Here is a 996-nt window from a genome sequence, read left to right as displayed (position 1 = left end):
CCTAGATCGTTGATGGGAAATCCCTGAAACGCCTGCGGGCAAGACGAAGGGCGTCGAGGATCAGTGTGTGACCAAAGACCTTGACGCCCTTCTGACAGCACTCTACGTCCATCTGGACGATGACGTGTTCCCTTCCCGCAACCAACACCCCGGGCCGGGCCGCCCCCGCTTGCTCAACGACGCCGAACTCGTCTGTGTCGCCCTGGCCCAAGTGCTGTTGCGCCATGATTCCGAACGCCACTGGATGCGCGCCGCTCCCGCCCGGATCGGGCACTTGTTCCCGCGCCTGCCGGGCCAGTCCGAGTACAACCGCCACCTACGCTCGGCCGCCCCCGCCCTGTTCACGGTCGCGATGTGGCTGGCCCGAGCGGTTCCCACCTGGCACGAGAGGCTGCGTTTGATGGACGCCACCCCGGTGCGGTGCGGGGCTTCGCGCCTCACGGTCGATCGCTCTGGTCTGGGCGAGATCGCGGGCTATGGCAGGGACCCCTCTCACCACGCGTTCTACTGGGGCGCCAAACTCCTCCTGATCACCACCGCCGAGGGGGCGGTGTGCGCCTTCTCGTTGGCCCACCCCAAGGAGCTGGACGAGCGTAAGCAGGCCCTGCACCTGCTCCACGTGCGGGAATGCGCCCCCGGCCCGGAACCGGTGCCGATCGTGTGCGACAAGGGCTTCGCCGGGGCCGGAATCGAAAAGGCCGCCGCGGACCTGGGGCACCCTCTGGTCCGCCCGTCTCGCAAGGGCGAGTCTGAGCAGGTGTTTCCTGGGTGGTTGCGGCAGCGGATCGAAGCGATCATCTGGACACTGAAGAACCAGTTGGGGTTGGAGCGCCACCAAGCCCGCACCACCGAGGGGCTCTGGGCCAGGGTGTGCCAGCGCGTGTGCGCGTTGAACGCGGCGATCTGGCACAACTGGCTGATCGGTGCCCCGGTCAAACGGTCGTTGATCGCTTACGACCACTGACCAGGGCACACATTTCCCCATCAACGATCTAG

Annotated in this window: 1 protein-coding gene; it reads left to right on the top strand. The window is 66.5% G+C overall.

Annotated elements, in window-relative coordinates; all coding sequences use genetic code 11:
* The first annotated feature begins 67 nt into the window (after window positions 1-67).
* Window positions 68-964, top strand: coding sequence for a hypothetical protein (locus tag DSY14_RS27870; protein ID WP_211719575.1), 897 nt, complete (start codon window positions 68-70; stop codon window positions 962-964).
* Window positions 965-996: the final 32 nt, after the last annotated feature.

Origin of the sequence: Nocardiopsis sp. MG754419, assembly GCF_018207095.1 — a bacterium.
In the GTDB taxonomy this organism is placed as follows: Bacteria; Actinomycetota; Actinomycetes; order Streptosporangiales; family Streptosporangiaceae; genus Nocardiopsis.
This window is presented reverse-complemented; position numbering and strand designations above follow the sequence as displayed.